Below are 14538 nucleotides of genomic sequence, written 5' to 3'. Positions count from 1 at the left end.
CTATCTCGCAGTCCCTGTTGGTCACACGAGCCCCATCGGGAGCCGTGGAAAAACGGACTCGACTCCTTCGCCACTTTCGATGTCATTACCGCAAACGGGGAGGGGGAAGATGTCAACAGAACAGCAGAATCAGGGCTGGCTTCAGTCTATCCTTGAGGGCGGATTGCCACAGGTCATAGCGGGGCCGGCGGGCAAAGCTATTAGTCGCCTTATTGGTGCCGGTGTCGAAATCCCCGCTGCTTGGTTGAAGCAGAAAGCTCAAGCGATCCATGACGAGACGAAGGCAAAGAGTATCGTCATGGAAAAGTTAGCTGCCAAATCAGCGGAGCTTGGGTTTTCCGACCCCGAGCTGCTTGATCGAGGCCTGAACAATCTCCTTGGCAAGGCGTACCGTGAGCAGGTCAACAGAGAGGTCGTTGCGAAGAAGGCAATCGAATACCTCGCGGATGATCCGCCGCCAGAGCAAAGCCCCGGACCTTCAGATGATTGGATAGATCTATTCGAGGGGTACGCGGCGCGCGCGACCTCTGAAAACATGAGAGATCTCTTTGCGAGAGTGCTATCAGGCGAAATTAGAAAACCAGGACATTTTTCGCCAGCGACGCTCCATTTCGTCTCAGTTCTTGACGGGCCCACCGCTAAGTTGATTGAGGAGGCATTACCTTGGTGCGTCAACTGCGAGTATGTGCTGAAGGATGCCGTCGGAGACACAATCGCTTATGGACAATGGTTGGTGCTTGAGGAAGCAGGGTTCGTCACATTTGGGGGTGGAAGCCTCAGTCGGTCGGTCAAACCGAACGAACAGAAGTTCGCATTCTTTCGAATGGGTAGAAAGGGATTGTTGGTGCAATTCCCTGACACTAACGAACGAAATCCAAAGGCCATAAAGTTAACAAAAGCAGGTGAGGAATTGGCTGCAACTATCCCTGTGACTTTCGAACTCGAACGAGTCGGTACGTGGTTTTGGAGCTTCGGTGCCGAACAAGTGTTCCTTGCCGACGTGGTGAAGGACAACGAGGGGAACGAAGCACTTTCTGGATCGTATGTTCATGTCGCTAAGCCTTCAAGCGATTGACACACGTCGATCATCCATCAGTGATCTCGTTCAGGATGTTGCCGTTCGCAGGCCGCGTCACTTGAATCTCAACACACCTTAGACCGGATGTTGCACCGCAAGGTCGCCACGCCGCTTGCGTCCCTCGTGAAGCTGCCACAGCGAATGCGCGATCAGCGTGACGATCAGGATCGCGCCGCCGATCAGGCTGTTGCGCGTCGGTGTTTCGGCAAAGATCATCCACACCCAGACCGGCGCCAGCACGGTTTCGAGCAGGTAGAACATCGCCACTTCAGGGCCCGAAATGTATTTCGGCCCGGCGGCAAGGCAGAAGAACGCAATCGGCATGACGACGGCGCCGTTGAGGATGATCCACCAGGGCGCCTCCACCTGAAAGCCGGTGTTGGAGACCATGAACGCCGCCAGCCCGAAGGGCATGACGACGCCGATCAGTGAGGTAAAGCCCATATCCTTGCCGCTGGCGCGCGAGATGGTGATGGCGCAGGCGATCAGGAAGGCCGAACACAACGCCATCAGGTCGCCGAACAGATGTCCGGTGCCAACGGAATCGCCGACGATGATGACGACGCCGACAATCATCATGGCCAATGCCGCAAGGGTCAGCGGCCGCGGCCGCTCCTTCAGGAACACCCATGAAAGCAGCGCGGCGAACATGGTTGTGAAGGCCAGGATGAACACCAGGTTGGCGGTCGAGGTGTTATAGACGCCTGTGATGAATGCAATCGCGCCGAGCCCGTAGATCGCGGCAACGATCAGGCCCGACCAGCCAGGTATCAGCTGCGGCGCATTCTTGCTGAACGAGCGCCAGATGGTCCACATGATCAGTGCCGCGCCCAAGGTGCAGCCGGTGCGCAGCAGTAGGATTGTCCATGCCTCGCCGTGGGCGAGCCGGATCAGCGGGATGTCCACGGTCAGCGTCAGCCCGCCAAATGCGGTGAGCAGAAGTCCTTTGGTGTGAGTATCGTGAGACGACATGCAGCGACTTTCACAATGAATTCGGGAGAGGATGGCGGACCGGCGCAATCGCACGCTCTCCGCCAACCAGCGGAAAGACCAGCATCGTCTCGATTGAAAATGTTTAAGCCCGGACTTGGGAAAGAGTAATCAGCGCGCGACCGCTTCGTTGGTGTAGCGCTCCCAGCCCTTCGGGCCGAGATGCTCCTGCGGCATGAAGCGCATCTTATAATTCATCTTGCGCGAGCCGTTGACCCAGTAGCCGAGATAGACATGGGGCAGGCCCATCGCCCTGGCGCGGGCGATGTGGTCGAGGATCATGAACGTGCCGAGCGACCGTTCCTCGAAATCGGGATTGAAGTAGGAATAGACCATCGACAGGCCGTCGGCCATCTTGTCGGTGAGCGCCACCGCGATCAGCTCGCCCTGTCCCTTGCCGGTGATGAACGTGTCTGGTCCACGCCGCCGATACTCGATCACCTTGGTGTCGACATGGGTATCCTCGACCATCATCGCATAGTCGAGCACCGTCATGTCGGACATGCCGCCACGGCGGTGGCGGGCATCGAGATAGCTGCGGAACAGGGAATATTGTTCGGTCGAAGGCTCGGCATTGTGCATGTGGCCGACGAGATCGGAATTGTGCTGCAGCACGCGCTTCATGTTGCGGCTGGCGACGAATTCCTGGGCGAGGATGCGTACCGAAACGCAGGCGCGGCAGGTCTCGCAGGCCGGCCTGTAGGCGATGTTCTGCGAGCGCCGGAAGCCGCCTTGGGTCAAGAGGTCGTTCATCTCCGCCGCCTTGTCGCCAACCAGGTGCGTGAACACCTTGCGCTCGAACTGGCCGTCGAGATAGGGGCACGGCGACGGCGCGGTCAGGAAGAACTGCGGCGACTGGGTCGGATGCTGCGTCATCGAGCCTTGGAAACACTCCTTCGAATCGCTCTACCTTTGGCGCGGACGGCGAAAAATTCAACAGGATTATGTGGGCGTGGTCGACTCGACGCCTTCACATTTGTGCTCAATCGGTTGCGACTGCTCTTCAGAGGGCCGTTTCAGCGGTCCGTGCGGCTGACGACCGTGCCAAGCAAAAGATCGTGCAAGGTGCGCTTGCGGTCGGAAAACAGCGTCACCAGCAGGACGAGCGGCGACAGGATGACGTTGCCGGCCCAGAACAGCACCGAATGGACGACCGCGGTGAGGCCGTCGATCGGCCTGCCGTCGAGCCGGTCGAGCCGGATGCCCATCATCTTCATGCCCGTGGTGGCCTGGTCGGTGCTGCCCAGCGTGTTCCAGATGTAGAGGATGGCCACAGTCGGCAACAGGATACCGAACAGCATCCAGCCAAGCCCGAGGGTCAAAAGCCCGAGGAAGAACACCAGAATGGCAAACGGAATGGTAAGCAGCGCGACGATGACATAGTCGATCACGAAAGCCAGGATGCGCTTCGTGCGCACGCCGTCATAGGCCCTGACATCGTCGAGCCTGCTGGTGATGATTTCGCCGTCGAGAACGCGCGCGTTCATGTCATTTCCTCGTAACAAGGTCCGACATAGGGTGCGGACCGCTCAGCCATGAAATGGTGAAGGCCTGTGGCGGAATCAAGATCGGGCTTCTTGCGGTGCGCCGGCCTTCAAGGCGCCAGGCGCAATCTGAACCGGTTGAATTTGCGGCGCGGATAGCATTAGCTTGCTGCGGCGCAGCAAAAGCGCACATGGCAGGGGACGGGGCAATATGGACTACGACATGCTGGTCATCGGCAGCGGCCCTTCCGGTCGCCGGGCCGCGGTGCAGTCGGCCAAGCTCGGCAAATCGGTGCTGGTGGTCGATCGCGGCCGGCGTCTGGGCGGTGTCTCGGTGCATACCGGCACCATCCCGTCGAAAACGCTGCGCGAAACGGTGCTCAACCTTTCGGGTTGGCGTGAGCGCGGCTTCTACGGGCGCGGCTACCGGGTCAAGCAGGATATCTCGGTCGGCGATCTGGTCGAGCGCCTGCACAAGACGCTCGACCATGAGGTCGAGGTGCTGCAGCACCAGTTCATGCGCAACACGGTCAAGAGCGCCCGGGCTGCGGTGAAATTCCTTGGCCCCAACAAGGTCAGCCTGACCACCGACACCGGCGATTACAGCGAGGTCGGTTTTGCTAATGCGCTGATCGCGGTCGGCACCAGGCCGCACCGGCCGCGCGATGTGCCTTTCGACAAGACCCGAATCTTCGACAGCGACGAGATGCTGGAACTCGACCGCTTGCCGCGCACGCTGACGGTGATCGGCGCCGGCGTCATCGGGGTCGAATATGCAACGATCTTTTCCGCGCTCGACGTGCCGGTAACCTTGGTCGAGCCGCGCAACTCCATCCTCGATTTCGTCGACCGCGAGATCGTCGACGATTTCATCCACCAGATGCGCGATCGCGGCATGACCATCCGGCTGGGCAGCGCGGTGAAGGAAATCCGCTCCAAGCCTGATGCCGCCGAGGTGGAACTGGCCGATGGCCGCACCATTCGTTCAGAGGTCGTGCTCTACGCCGCCGGCCGCACCGGCAATGTCGGCAACCTGGGCCTCGATGTCGTGGGAATCGACGCCGACTCCAGAGGGCGCATCAAGGTCGATCCGCATACGTTCCAGACCAGCGTGCCGAACATCTACGCCGCCGGCGACGTCATCGGCTTTCCGAGCCTGGCCTCGACTTCGATGGAGCAGGGCAGGGTGGCGGCCTGCCATGCCTTCGGCGTGCCGTTGCCGCCGCCACCGGAAACATTCCCCTATGGCATCTATGCGGTGCCGGAAATCTCGACGGTCGGCCAGTCCGAGGAACAGGTGCGTGAAAGCGGTGCGGCCTATGAGATCGGCGTGGCGCGCTTTCGCGAGACCTCGCGCGGCCATATCATGGGCGTCAACACCGGCTTCCTGAAACTGTTGTTCTCGGTCGAAACGCGCCGTCTGCTCGGCGCGCACATCATCGGCGAGGGCGCCACCGAGCTCATCCACATCGGCCAGGCGGTGATCAATCTCGGCGGCACCGTCGACTTCTTCGTCAACAACACCTTCAACCTATCCGACGCTCGCCGAAGCCTACAAGATTGCAGGGCTGGACGCCTGGAACAGGATGGGACGAGGGTAGGCCGGCTGGTCGTGGCGGCGAGCCTGTCAGCTTGCCTGCGCCACCGCCGCGGATCCCGACAGCCATTGTCTGACGATTGCGGCGTCGGCGCTGCCGAATTCATGACCTGATGGGACAATCCGGGCGTCGATCTCGGCGCCATGCTGGCTGAGCAATGTCACCAGAGCAGGGGCGAAGGGCGAATAGGTGAGATCCGCGGCGCCGGCGATCATCAGGACGCGCACCTTTGACAAATCCGTCGCCGGCACGTGATCGAGCACCGGCATCGGCCGCAGCAGCGCGGCGCGCTCGACGAGCTCCGGATGCAGCAGCATCAGGCTTGAAACCAGATTGGCGCCGTTCGAATAGCCGAGGAACGTCGCGCGTGAGAGATCGAGATGGTGGCGTGTGGCCGCGTCGGCGACGAAGCCCGCAAAGGCATCGGTCTCGGTGCGGATGCTGTGCTGTTCGAAGCGCGTCGGCGTGATGCGCGCGAACCAGCGGAAACCATCCTCCTGGACAATGCGGCCACGCACCGCGATCAGCTTGGCCCGCGGTGCGATCTCTCGTGCCAGCGGCACCAATGTCGTCTCGTCGACACCCGATCCATGCAGCAGGAAGAGACATTCGCCGGTTGAATCCGCCGGGCTGTAAAGCCGGTAGCTGAAGGCCAGATCACGCCGCTGCGCACCATCTTGTGAGGTCTCTTCGATCATCGCGCATCCTCTTGATTATATGAGGTTTCGCTCAATTTGCCGGCTTCAAAACGCAATATTTTCAAGCTCCGCGAAAGTTGATTGAACCGGGCGCATTACAGTCCGTTTCTCCGCCGATAACATTCCTTCGGGAGGAATCGAAGCGGTGCGCCGGGGGTCGCATTGCTCGGCATGAACAACCAGCTTTGAGGCCTTTTTGTCGATGACCACCCAGATTTCCCCGGACCGCGATTCGCGTGTCTCGGACCGCGATGCGCGTGTCCCCGATCGCACTGAGCGCGACACGCGCATAGACGTGCTCCGTGCTCTCGCTTTGCTGACCATCTATGTCGACCATGTGCCAGGTACCGCCTTCGAGTATCTGACCTACAAGAATTTCGGCTTTTCCGATGCGGCGGAAGTCTTCGTGCTGATCTCCGGCATCTCGGTCGCACTTGCCTATGGCAGGAAATTCCAACCTGGAAACCGGCTGCTGGCAACCCTGAAGATGTTGCGCCGCGCCGGTGTGCTTTATGCCACCCACATCGTCACCACCATGGTGGTGATGGCCATGTTCTGCGCTGCGGCGGTGTTTGCCAGGCGGCCGGAGCTTTTGACGATGATCAACATCGAGCCGTTGATCAAGAATACGCCGCAGGTGCTGATCGGCATCGTGACGCTCGGCCACCAACTCGGCTACAACAACATACTGCCCGTCTATGCGGTGCTGCTCTTGCTGACGCCGGTGTTCCTGCTCATTGTCAGCTATCGGCCGGTCTTGGCACTGGTCGCCTCCGGCGCCCTGTGGCTGGTCGCGGGGGTTTATCAAATTGCTCCGCCCAACTATCCCGAGCCCGGCTTCTGGTTTCTCAACCCGCTGTCGTGGCAGTTCCTTTTCAACATCGGCCTGGCAGGTGCATTGCATGTGCGTCGCGGCGGTACCATCCCGGTCAATCGCTGGCTGGTTGGCGCGGCCTTGGCCTACACCGCTGTGGCACTGGTCTGGGTGCACAGCCCGCTTTGGGGGCATATCTCCTGGTTTGGCCTGCCTCCGGTGCTGACCGGCTTCGACAAGACGTTCCTGTCGCTGCCGAGGCTGCTGCATATATTGGCGGTGAGCTACCTGATCGTGGCATTCCCGGCGGTCTCGAACCTGTTTCGCACCGGACGCGATCATCCGCTTGCCATATTGGGCAAACGATCGCTGCCGATTTTCATTGCCGGCACGGTGCTTGCAATGGCGGCGCAAGTGCTGAAGCTGATCAATCCGGGCGGATTTGCCTATGACAGCCTGTTGATATCGGCCGGCATCGTCATGCAGTTCGCGCTCGCCTACTATCTCGAATGGCTATCGGGCCTTGGCTGGTCCGGCAAAAGCAGGCCGGCTCACAACGCCGCACCGCCCGTCCATGCTGCATCCTTCGCGATGCCGGCCATGGCGACAAGAATGGGCCGTTGAGCTCAGGCGGGCGAGGGGCCGGATGAGGCTCGCACCACGAGTTGGACCGGCAGCGATTGCCGGCTGAACGAACCGTCATTTTCAAGGATCGCCTTGACGGCAAGGCGGCCCATCTCGGCGATCGGCTGGACGATCGTGGTCAGCGGCGGCTTGGAAACCGCCCCCTCCGGAACACCGTCGAAGCCGACGACCGAAACATCGCCCGGCACCGCAATGTCGTGCTGCCGCAGCCAGTCCAGCGCATGGAGCGCCATCCTGTCGGACATCGCCAGAATGGCTGTCGGCGTCTCGGCACCGGCGAAAATATGGTCGAGGCCGGCCCAAACGCTCTTCTCGTCATTGACGGTTTCGTAGATCGGCACGCGCGAGACGTCGACGCCGACCCGGGAGAGTTCGGCGAAATAGCCACGCAAGCGGTCGCGCGTAGCCGAGTAGAGGGCCATTTCCACCTGCTCCCTTGTGGTAGGGCCGAAGCCTGCGTCGGCACAGGGCAGGGTAAGCACGGCAAAGCGGCGATGTCCGAGTTCGGTCAGGTGGCGGGCGGCCAGGCCAGCCCCGGCGATGTTGTCGACGCCGATTGCTGCAACGGCGTCGTCGTCGTCCGAATCGAGATCGAGCGCGACAAAAGGGAGTTTGCGTTCACGCGCCAGTTCGACCAGCCTTGAACCGCCATCGACGCAAAAGACGATGAAACCGTCGACCAGCGCACTTTGGATGTTCCAGGCAAGCTGTTCGTTGTTGGCTGCGGAGACCAGCGAAATCCCCGCACCGGTCGCGTCGCAGGCCTGCGAGATGCTGGCCATCATCACCCGGGCAAAGGGGTCGTCGAAGAAATAGGAGAGGGGTTCCGCGGTCGCGACACCGATGGCATTGACCTTGCCGGCGCGCAGCAGCCGGCCCTTGGGATCCGGTCCGCCATATCCCATGGCCTCGGCTGCCGCCTTGACCCGCTCGCGGACCTCCTCGCGCACGATCTCCGGCCGGGCGAACACGTTGGACGCGGTGCCGTGCGACACGCCGGCCGCCTTGGCAATGTCCGCCAGACGGACCGGTCTTGTCTTTGCAGAGGTCAATGGCGCCATCTTCGTCTCCTGAATTCCTCCCTCCTAACACTTTCGTTGGATCGGTTCAAATTTTGACTTGATCACAGTCTCGGCAAGGCGTATGTTTGAATCGATCCAAGCGAACGGTGGTTCTCTAAATTGGATCGATTCAACATATTTAGGGGAGTTGTGCCATGCATCCCGTCAATTTTCTCTTCGAAGATATCTACCGCAACGACTGGAGCATCTCGTCGAACACCACGACGCAGAAGCGCCGTGGCAAAGCCAGCCCATGGGTTCGCGAGTTGCGGTTCCTTGTGGAGCGCAAGCGGAGCTGATCGTGGTCGGTTTTTCGCGCCTGTCGATTGGATCGATTCAAGGACTAGAAGGAGCGCACATCATGCATCCCGTCAGCTATCTGTTCGAAGACATCTACCGCAACTATTGGGGCATCGCGCCGGCCTCCAAGAGGCCGGAACGGCATTGGTTGGCGAAGCTGCGGCGACGCAATCGCGAATTGCTCATCAAGCCCGAGCGCCGGCAGGACTAGCAGCCCACGCTTTTACATTTGGCGCGGGCAGGCGTCAGGAACGCATGCGCACCAGCGCCGAGGCGGCGATCGCCAGCCAGCCGGTAATGAGTAGCGTGCCGCCGATCGGCGCCGACAGCGGGAACAGCCGCGACCCGATGAAATCGCGGGCCAGCAGATCGCCGCAGAACAGCAGAAGCCCAACCAGCAGGATCAGGCTGCCGATGCGCAGCATCCGGTTCGCCCCAAGCAATCCGGCGGCGAGGAAGACCGGCGCATGCATCAGCAGGAAGGATGCGGCGGTGCCGACGAAGGCGCCGCCCAGATGCGCCGCCGCGGCCGACAGCGCCACGCCGGCGGCGCCGCACAGGCCGCCGGCCAGGACGAGGATACGGCCGCTGTTGTCGGAAGGTCGTTCGGCCGTGCTCATGTCCATGGCTCCGTGATATCAGAGGGATGCCCAATCCCGTCAGGACTTGCCGGCTTTGGCGAGCATGTCCTGCTCGCGGCGCGACTGTGCCAGCCAGTTATACACCGCGCCCCCGGCCATCAAGACGGATGTGCCCAGAAACACCGAGCGCATGCCGAAATGGCCGCCGGCAAAGCCGCCGAGCAGGGGACCGGCGACCTGCCCGACATACTGGGCGGAAATCGACAGGCCGAGCACATTGCCGCCGACCCCATCGGGAACATTGTGGCGGATCACGCTGGTGATGCAGGGCAAGAGCCCGCCCAGCGCCAGGCCCATCAGGAAACGCAGGCCGATGAGTTGCCAGCTTTGCGTGACGAAGGCCTGCGGGATCAGCAGCAGTGCCGAGACGGCAAGCGCGCCGATGATGACGTTCCAGTGGCCGACGCGGTCGGCGAGTTTGCCGAGGCGCGAAGCCGACAGGATGGCGCCAAGGGCCGCCGCCGACATGACGACGCCTGATATCAGCGTGACGCGGCTCTGGTCCTCGATGAGCTGCTGCACATAGACGGTGATGATCGGCTCGATCGACATGGTGGCGAAGCTCAACAGCATGCCGGTCGCCAGCATGGCGACGACAGGCCGCTTGTCGGGGATTTGTGCCCAGCCGCCTTTCTGCTTCTGCTTCGACGCGGCGTCTGCTGTTTTCGGCCGGGGATTCTCCTTGATCAGAAACGTGGTCGCCAGGAACGCCAGGAAGATGACGCCGCCGGAGAGGAGAAAGGTGGCGCGGATGCCGATCAGCGGCGGCAGGGCGCCGCCCACCAGTGGGCCGACCAGAGCCCCACCCGTGATGCCGGCCGACAGCAGGCCCAGCGCCCAGCCGGAGCGTTCCTTCGGCGTCTGCATGGCAACGAGGATGGTCGATCCCGAGGAATAGCCACCGGCAAACCCGATCAGCAGCCGCAGCAGCACCAGTTGCCAGACCGTCTGCACCATGCCGGTCAGCGACATGCATATGGCCATGCCGAAGCTGGCGCGAACCAGCATCACCTTGCGGCCGTAGCGGTCGCCGAGACGTCCCCAGAGCGGCGCCACCAGCGCCGCCGCGAAGAACGTCGCGCCATAGGCTATCCCCGACCATTGCACGATCGCCGCGTGGCCCTCGGCGCCGAGCTGCTCGATATAGAGCGGCAGGAACGGCAAAAGCAGCGTCATGGCGACAAGCGTCGAAAACGATCCGGCAACGCACACGAACAGATTGCGCCGCCAGTGGATGTTGTAGGTGCTGTCGGTCGCCGGGGGCGTGTTCTGCTGCTGCATGTCATATGTCCTGTCCCAGCAACTCTTATCGATGCTTGCTGCGGATACCAATTTGGGATACCAAGATGGTGCCCCTGATGGACGCAAGCTTGACCGCTGTCAATGCGACCGTCTCAAACGTGATCGGAAAAGGCGGCCGGCAAGACGATCGCCAGCAACGATCAGAAAATGGAAACGACAATGTCGCAGATGCAGAGCGTCGAAAAACAGCTTCGGCAAATGATCCTGGGCCTCGAGATCGGTCCCGGCGAGAAGCTGACGGAGCGCTGGATCGAGAGCCGCTTCGGCGCGTCGCGAACCCCGGTCAGGGCAGCACTTCTGCGGCTCGAGACCGAGGGCCTGGTCGGCAGGGACGGACGTGGCTGGACGGTGTCGCCGATCAATCTGGCTGAACTCGAGCAGATCGCCGTCTACAGGGAAGCGGTCGAGGTTGCGGCGCTTCGCCTGACATGCAGCCTGGCGGACCGGAGCGCCGTCGATGTCATCGAGGCGATGCTCGAGTCCTGCGACAACGACACGCCGCGCGAGGAATGGCATCGCGTCGGCATGGATTTTCACATCGAACTGGCGCGTCTGTCGGGCAATGAATTCCTGTTCCGGGCGGTGCGCGATGCCATGACGCGCCTGTCGCGGGCGCGTTGGCTGGAGGTCCGCGACGAAGCGGCCCTCAGCCGCGCCTGGGCCGAACATCGCGCCATACTGGCGTCGGCACGCCTTGGCGACGCCGATGAAGCCGCGCGCCTGCTGTCAGGCCACATCGTCGGCAGCCGCGACCGGCTGGTGACGTCGCTGGCCAACGATCGGCGCGGTCTTCGCGCCAGAGGCTTTGCCGTCGTTGCTGCTTAAAGGTGGATGAAGGGGCGCAAAGCGGCGTCTGGACGTATGCGCACTTTCGCCTCGCTTCGCAGACGCCGATGGCGTAAGGAGCGGCCATGGAAAACAACCGATTTGAAACACCTGTGACTGTGAAGTCAGTCGCGGCGGGAAGCACTCAGCTCTTGCGCACGGCGCGTGAGGCTTCCGACTACCTCCTCAACAGCTGGCCCGGCAAGCGCAGCCCCAAGCATCGCGCGGCCCTGCAGGCCTGCCATGACGCACTCGCCGGCGACAAGCCGGCGATGAACGCCAGGCGTGCCTTCATCGCGGCAGCACGCGAAGTGGACGTGTTCGTCAGCGACAAGGCGCCCGCCTGACACAAGCCGACATTTGGGGCGGCAATCTGGATTGAGGCACGGCCCGCATCTGCGGGCCGTTTGCCGTCACTTTGCCGTTTCGGTTTCGGCTTCAGTCTCGTCTTCGGGCTTCGAACGTTCCCTCGCTGCAACCTTTGCTGCCAGCTTCTCGGCCTTCTTGGCCGCCTTCTGGCGGTCGCGTTCCTTGCGTTCCTGATCGTAGTTTGGTGGTCGCGCCATATTGGCTCCTTTTCACTGCCTCGCGGCTCTGGTCCTGCCTAGGAGCATTAGCCGTCAAACACAACAGCTGAAGCGATAGTGCGTCGATGATGGCCAGGCTTGCAAGATGCGCGTCGCAATGAAGGGGCCAGGTCCATCATTGCGGCGGCCAATACCTATCGCCATCGATTTGCCGATCAGATGCCGCTTCGGTCAATCACCAGATCTGCAGCACCAAAACGGTCCTTTGCCGTCAGCTGCTGGTGCCAGTAGGGATAGAGCAAGGGCGGCCGGCTGACCGCATCGAGGCGCTCGCGCTCCTCGCCGGAAAGCACCAGGCTTGCCGCCGCGATGTTGTCCCGGAACTGCGTTTCCGTCCTGCCGCCGATCACCAGCGAACTGACGGCCGGCCGGCCAAGCAGCCAGGCCAGCGCCACCTGCGCTGCCGACACGCCGCGCTGCGCGCCGATCTCGACAAGCACGTCGACGATCCGCCACAGCCGGTCCTCGTCGCGGATCGGCGGTTCGGACCAGCCCGCGAGTTGGCGGGCGGTGGGGCTGTCGCGGCGGTATTTGCCGGACAGCAATCCGCCGGCAAGCGGGCTCCAGACCAGGACGCCTAACCCCTGGTCGACGGAAATCGGCAGCAACTCGTACTCCGCCTCGCGCGCTTCCAGCGTGTAATGGATCTGCTGCGTGACGAAGCGCGGCTGGTGGCGGCTGTCGCTGATGCCGAGCGCCTTCATCACCTGCCAGCCGGAATAGTTGGAGCAGCCGACATAGCGGATCTTGCCCTGGGCAACCAGCGTGTCGAGCGCGCCGATGGTTTCCTCCAGCGGTGTCACGCCATCCCATTCGTGCAGGAAATAGATGTCGATGACGTCTGTCCTGAGCCGCTTCAGGCTCTTCTCGCATTCGCGGATCAGGTGATGGCGCGACAAGCCTTCATCGTTTGGGCCTTTGCCGATCCGCATCCGTGCCTTGGAGGCGATCAGCACGTCGCCCTTGCGCTTGCCGCCGAGCGCTTCGCCGATGATTTCTTCGGAAATGCCATTCGAATAGACGTTGGCGGTGTCGATGACATTGATGCCGGCGTCGATGCAGAGATCGATCATCCGGCGCGCCTCGTCGAGATCGGTCTTGCCGACCGCCGAAAATGCGCCGGCGCCGCCGAACGTCATGGTCCCCATGGTCAGCGTCGAAACTTTCAGGCCGGAACGGCCGAGGGTGCGGTATTCCATGTCGATCCTCGCGATTGCGTTGGGGAAGGGGCTGGGGAGGGCGCCCGAATGTGGCCGCTATTTGTAGGACAATTTGCGCGACTTGTCGCCATGCCAGGACGCCGGATCGATCATGCCTGGCGGGATTGGCAGCGGCGGCGATCACGCTCGGGCTGCAATAAAACCGTCATTGCAGGCCTATATTGAAGTCGGCTCAGGCGTTGCCGTTCCGGGCTGTAAGCCGGAGTTTGGGGCGCCGGACGTGGATCGACAGAGCTTGCAAGTGGAGCAGCCGATAATGACCGAGCTAAAACAGAATTCTCCGGCCAGGGATTGGCTTGAAGCCGAGCTCGCCGACACGCTCGACGAAGACTATGAGCTCGAAATGTCGGAGCCGGCGCTGTCGATGGAGATCGCCAAGATCTACAAGAACTCGCATCCGCCTTCGATCGATCGCATGCAGTATTTTCGCGACCTGATCACCCTGCAGTCCGAATTGATCAAGCTGCAGTCCTGGGTCGCCTACCACAAGAAGAAGCTGGTGGTGATCTTCGAGGGACGCGATTCGGCCGGCAAGGGCGGTGTCATCAAGCGCATCACCCAGCGGCTCAATCCGCGCATCTGCCGCGTCGTGGCACTGCCGGCGCCGACCGAGCGCGAAAAGTCGCAATGGTATTTCCAGCGCTATGTCCCGCATCTGCCGGCCGGCGGCGAGATCGTGCTGTTCGACCGCTCATGGTACAACCGCTCGGGCGTCGAGCGGGTGATGGGCTTTGCCCAGCCCGATCAGGTCGAAGAATTCTTTCACGACGTGCCGGAGTTCGAGCGCATGCTGGTCCGCTCGGGCATCACCGTGGTCAAATACTGGTTCTCGATCACCGACGAGGAACAGCAGATGCGCTTCCTGATGCGCATCCATGATCCAATGAAGCAGTGGAAACTGTCGCCGATGGATCTGCAGTCGCGTGTGCGCTGGGAGCAGTACACCAAGGCCAAGGAAGAGACCTTCGCCCGCACCAACATCCCGGAAGCGCCTTGGTTCATCGTCGAGGGCAACGACAAGAAGCGCGCGCGGCTGAACTGCATCGACCATCTGCTCAAGCAGCTGCCTTACGAGGAAGTGCCGCACGAGGAGATCACGCTGCCGGAGCGCGTCTTCAACCCCGAATACGAACGCCAGGTACTGCCGCGCGAACTCTACGTGCCGGAGAAGTATTGATGGATCGCTGTCCAGCCGATAGATGGGTAACAGTTTGAACCGGATAGATAGGTAACAGTTTTCCCCCTTATGATGGGTTCGCGGCAGCGCCAAACGGTTGGGTTGGCGCGGCGCTGCG

17 protein-coding genes and 1 pseudogene are annotated in these 14538 nt (G+C 61.8%); 8 read left to right on the top strand and 10 right to left on the bottom strand.

The window, feature by feature from the left end:
- Positions 1-109: 109 nt before the first annotated feature.
- Entirely contained in the window at positions 110-1075 is a 966-nt protein-coding gene (locus NP945_RS30170; RefSeq protein WP_256748349.1) for a DUF2806 domain-containing protein, read from the top strand.
- 78 nt (positions 1076-1153) lie between these two features.
- Here the strand turns inward: NP945_RS30170 and NP945_RS30165 are convergent, their stop codons facing one another.
- From NP945_RS30165 to NP945_RS30155, 3 genes are all read right to left on the bottom strand, one after another.
- A complete protein-coding gene (locus tag NP945_RS30165) occupies positions 1154-2050 on the bottom strand; it encodes a DMT family transporter (protein ID WP_256748348.1) in 897 nt (298 codons plus the stop codon).
- Positions 2051-2179: 129 nt separating this feature from the next.
- On the bottom strand, positions 2180-2944 hold the full coding sequence (locus NP945_RS30160) for an arginyltransferase (protein WP_023810205.1): 765 nt from the start codon (positions 2942-2944) through the stop codon (positions 2180-2182).
- Positions 2945-3084: 140 nt separating this feature from the next.
- On the bottom strand, positions 3085-3555 hold the full coding sequence (locus tag NP945_RS30155; protein ID WP_127267507.1) for an RDD family protein: 471 nt from the start codon (positions 3553-3555) through the stop codon (positions 3085-3087).
- A 208-nt stretch (positions 3556-3763) separates the two neighbouring features.
- On the opposite strand from NP945_RS30155, the pseudogene sthA reads away from it, so the two are divergent.
- A pseudogene (gene sthA / locus NP945_RS30150) lies at positions 3764-5153 on the top strand (Si-specific NAD(P)(+) transhydrogenase).
- Between the two features lie 26 nt (positions 5154-5179).
- On the opposite strand, the gene NP945_RS30145 reads toward sthA, so the two are convergent.
- Together NP945_RS30145 and NP945_RS30140 are read right to left on the bottom strand one after the other, a co-directional pair.
- Complete coding sequence (locus NP945_RS30145) at positions 5180-5848, bottom strand: alpha/beta hydrolase (protein WP_127267509.1); 669 nt, start codon at positions 5846-5848, stop codon at positions 5180-5182.
- Between the two features lie 45 nt (positions 5849-5893).
- Positions 5894-6058, bottom strand: a complete 165-nt coding sequence (locus NP945_RS30140; RefSeq protein WP_164749024.1) for a hypothetical protein — start codon at positions 6056-6058, stop codon at positions 5894-5896.
- On the opposite strand from NP945_RS30140, the gene NP945_RS30135 reads away from it, so the two are divergent.
- Positions 6051-7286 (top strand): OpgC family protein, encoded by a 1236-nt coding sequence (locus tag NP945_RS30135; protein WP_127273590.1) that lies wholly within the window; start codon positions 6051-6053, stop codon positions 7284-7286. The two genes, NP945_RS30140 and NP945_RS30135, sit on opposite strands and share 8 nt — an antisense overlap.
- A 2-nt stretch (positions 7287-7288) precedes the next feature.
- Here NP945_RS30135 and NP945_RS30130 read toward each other — a convergent pair whose 3' ends face one another.
- The gene (locus NP945_RS30130) at positions 7289-8368 is read right to left on the bottom strand and encodes a LacI family DNA-binding transcriptional regulator (RefSeq protein WP_127270806.1); all 1080 of its coding nucleotides are present in this window, start codon (positions 8366-8368) and stop codon (positions 7289-7291) included.
- Positions 8369-8523: 155 nt separating this feature from the next.
- Here NP945_RS30130 and NP945_RS30125 point away from each other — a divergent pair, with 155 nt between their 5' ends.
- Together NP945_RS30125 and NP945_RS30120 are read left to right on the top strand one after the other, a co-directional pair.
- Positions 8524-8667, top strand: coding sequence for a hypothetical protein (locus NP945_RS30125; RefSeq protein WP_126068772.1), 144 nt, complete (start codon positions 8524-8526; stop codon positions 8665-8667).
- 62 nt (positions 8668-8729) lie between these two features.
- Positions 8730-8879, top strand: coding sequence for a hypothetical protein (locus NP945_RS30120; protein ID WP_127321981.1), 150 nt, complete (start codon positions 8730-8732; stop codon positions 8877-8879).
- 34 nt (positions 8880-8913) lie between these two features.
- Here NP945_RS30120 and NP945_RS30115 read toward each other — a convergent pair whose 3' ends face one another.
- Entirely contained in the window at positions 8914-9288 is a 375-nt protein-coding gene (locus NP945_RS30115) for a DUF423 domain-containing protein (protein WP_127272732.1), read from the bottom strand.
- Between the two features lie 39 nt (positions 9289-9327).
- Entirely contained in the window at positions 9328-10590 is a 1263-nt protein-coding gene (locus tag NP945_RS30110; protein ID WP_127272733.1) for a multidrug efflux MFS transporter, read from the bottom strand.
- A gap of 180 nt (positions 10591-10770) precedes the next feature.
- On the opposite strand from NP945_RS30110, the gene NP945_RS30105 reads away from it, so the two are divergent.
- Both NP945_RS30105 and NP945_RS30100 read left to right on the top strand, forming a co-directional pair.
- Positions 10771-11436 (top strand): GntR family transcriptional regulator, encoded by a 666-nt coding sequence (locus tag NP945_RS30105; protein ID WP_127408942.1) that lies wholly within the window; start codon positions 10771-10773, stop codon positions 11434-11436.
- Between the two features lie 86 nt (positions 11437-11522).
- Entirely contained in the window at positions 11523-11783 is a 261-nt protein-coding gene (locus tag NP945_RS30100) for a DUF982 domain-containing protein (RefSeq protein ID WP_013532263.1), read from the top strand.
- A 66-nt stretch (positions 11784-11849) separates the two neighbouring features.
- On the opposite strand, the gene NP945_RS30095 is transcribed toward NP945_RS30100, so the two are convergent.
- Both NP945_RS30095 and NP945_RS30090 read right to left on the bottom strand, forming a co-directional pair.
- The gene (locus NP945_RS30095) at positions 11850-12002 is read right to left on the bottom strand and encodes a hypothetical protein (protein WP_013532262.1); all 153 of its coding nucleotides are present in this window, start codon (positions 12000-12002) and stop codon (positions 11850-11852) included.
- Between the two features lie 176 nt (positions 12003-12178).
- Positions 12179-13222, bottom strand: a complete 1044-nt coding sequence (locus NP945_RS30090) for an aldo/keto reductase (protein WP_127272787.1) — start codon at positions 13220-13222, stop codon at positions 12179-12181.
- Positions 13223-13499: 277 nt separating this feature from the next.
- Between NP945_RS30090 and ppk2 the strand changes: the two genes are divergently transcribed.
- Positions 13500-14420, top strand: a complete 921-nt coding sequence (ppk2, locus tag NP945_RS30085) for a polyphosphate kinase 2 (protein WP_127270468.1) — start codon at positions 13500-13502, stop codon at positions 14418-14420.
- Positions 14421-14538 lie beyond the last annotated feature (118 nt).

Origin of the sequence: Mesorhizobium sp. LMG17149 (assembly GCF_024518695.1) — a bacterium.
Lineage (GTDB): Bacteria > Pseudomonadota > Alphaproteobacteria > Rhizobiales > Rhizobiaceae > Mesorhizobium.
This window is presented reverse-complemented; position numbering and strand designations above follow the sequence as displayed.

Excerpts from the sequence above, each read along its gene's own strand:
- NP945_RS30170 (WP_256748349.1), top strand. The coding sequence starts at position 110 with ATGTCAACAGAACAGCAGAATCAGGGCTGGCTTCAGTCTATCCTTGAG.
- NP945_RS30165 (WP_256748348.1), bottom strand. The coding sequence starts at position 2,050 with ATGTCGTCTCACGATACTCACACCAAAGGACTTCTGCTCACCGCATTT.
- NP945_RS30160 (WP_023810205.1), bottom strand. The coding sequence starts at position 2,944 with ATGACGCAGCATCCGACCCAGTCGCCGCAGTTCTTCCTGACCGCGCCG.
- NP945_RS30155 (WP_127267507.1), bottom strand. The coding sequence starts at position 3,555 with ATGAACGCGCGCGTTCTCGACGGCGAAATCATCACCAGCAGGCTCGAC.
- NP945_RS30145 (WP_127267509.1), bottom strand. The coding sequence starts at position 5,848 with ATGATCGAAGAGACCTCACAAGATGGTGCGCAGCGGCGTGATCTGGCC.
- NP945_RS30135 (WP_127273590.1), top strand. The coding sequence starts at position 6,051 with ATGACCACCCAGATTTCCCCGGACCGCGATTCGCGTGTCTCGGACCGC.
- NP945_RS30130 (WP_127270806.1), bottom strand. The coding sequence starts at position 8,368 with ATGGCGCCATTGACCTCTGCAAAGACAAGACCGGTCCGTCTGGCGGAC.
- NP945_RS30125 (WP_126068772.1), top strand. The coding sequence starts at position 8,524 with ATGCATCCCGTCAATTTTCTCTTCGAAGATATCTACCGCAACGACTGG.
- NP945_RS30120 (WP_127321981.1), top strand. The coding sequence starts at position 8,730 with ATGCATCCCGTCAGCTATCTGTTCGAAGACATCTACCGCAACTATTGG.
- NP945_RS30115 (WP_127272732.1), bottom strand. The coding sequence starts at position 9,288 with ATGAGCACGGCCGAACGACCTTCCGACAACAGCGGCCGTATCCTCGTC.
- NP945_RS30110 (WP_127272733.1), bottom strand. The coding sequence starts at position 10,590 with ATGCAGCAGCAGAACACGCCCCCGGCGACCGACAGCACCTACAACATC.
- NP945_RS30105 (WP_127408942.1), top strand. The coding sequence starts at position 10,771 with ATGTCGCAGATGCAGAGCGTCGAAAAACAGCTTCGGCAAATGATCCTG.
- NP945_RS30100 (WP_013532263.1), top strand. The coding sequence starts at position 11,523 with ATGGAAAACAACCGATTTGAAACACCTGTGACTGTGAAGTCAGTCGCG.
- NP945_RS30095 (WP_013532262.1), bottom strand. The coding sequence starts at position 12,002 with ATGGCGCGACCACCAAACTACGATCAGGAACGCAAGGAACGCGACCGC.
- NP945_RS30090 (WP_127272787.1), bottom strand. The coding sequence starts at position 13,222 with ATGGAATACCGCACCCTCGGCCGTTCCGGCCTGAAAGTTTCGACGCTG.
- ppk2 (WP_127270468.1), top strand. The coding sequence starts at position 13,500 with ATGACCGAGCTAAAACAGAATTCTCCGGCCAGGGATTGGCTTGAAGCC.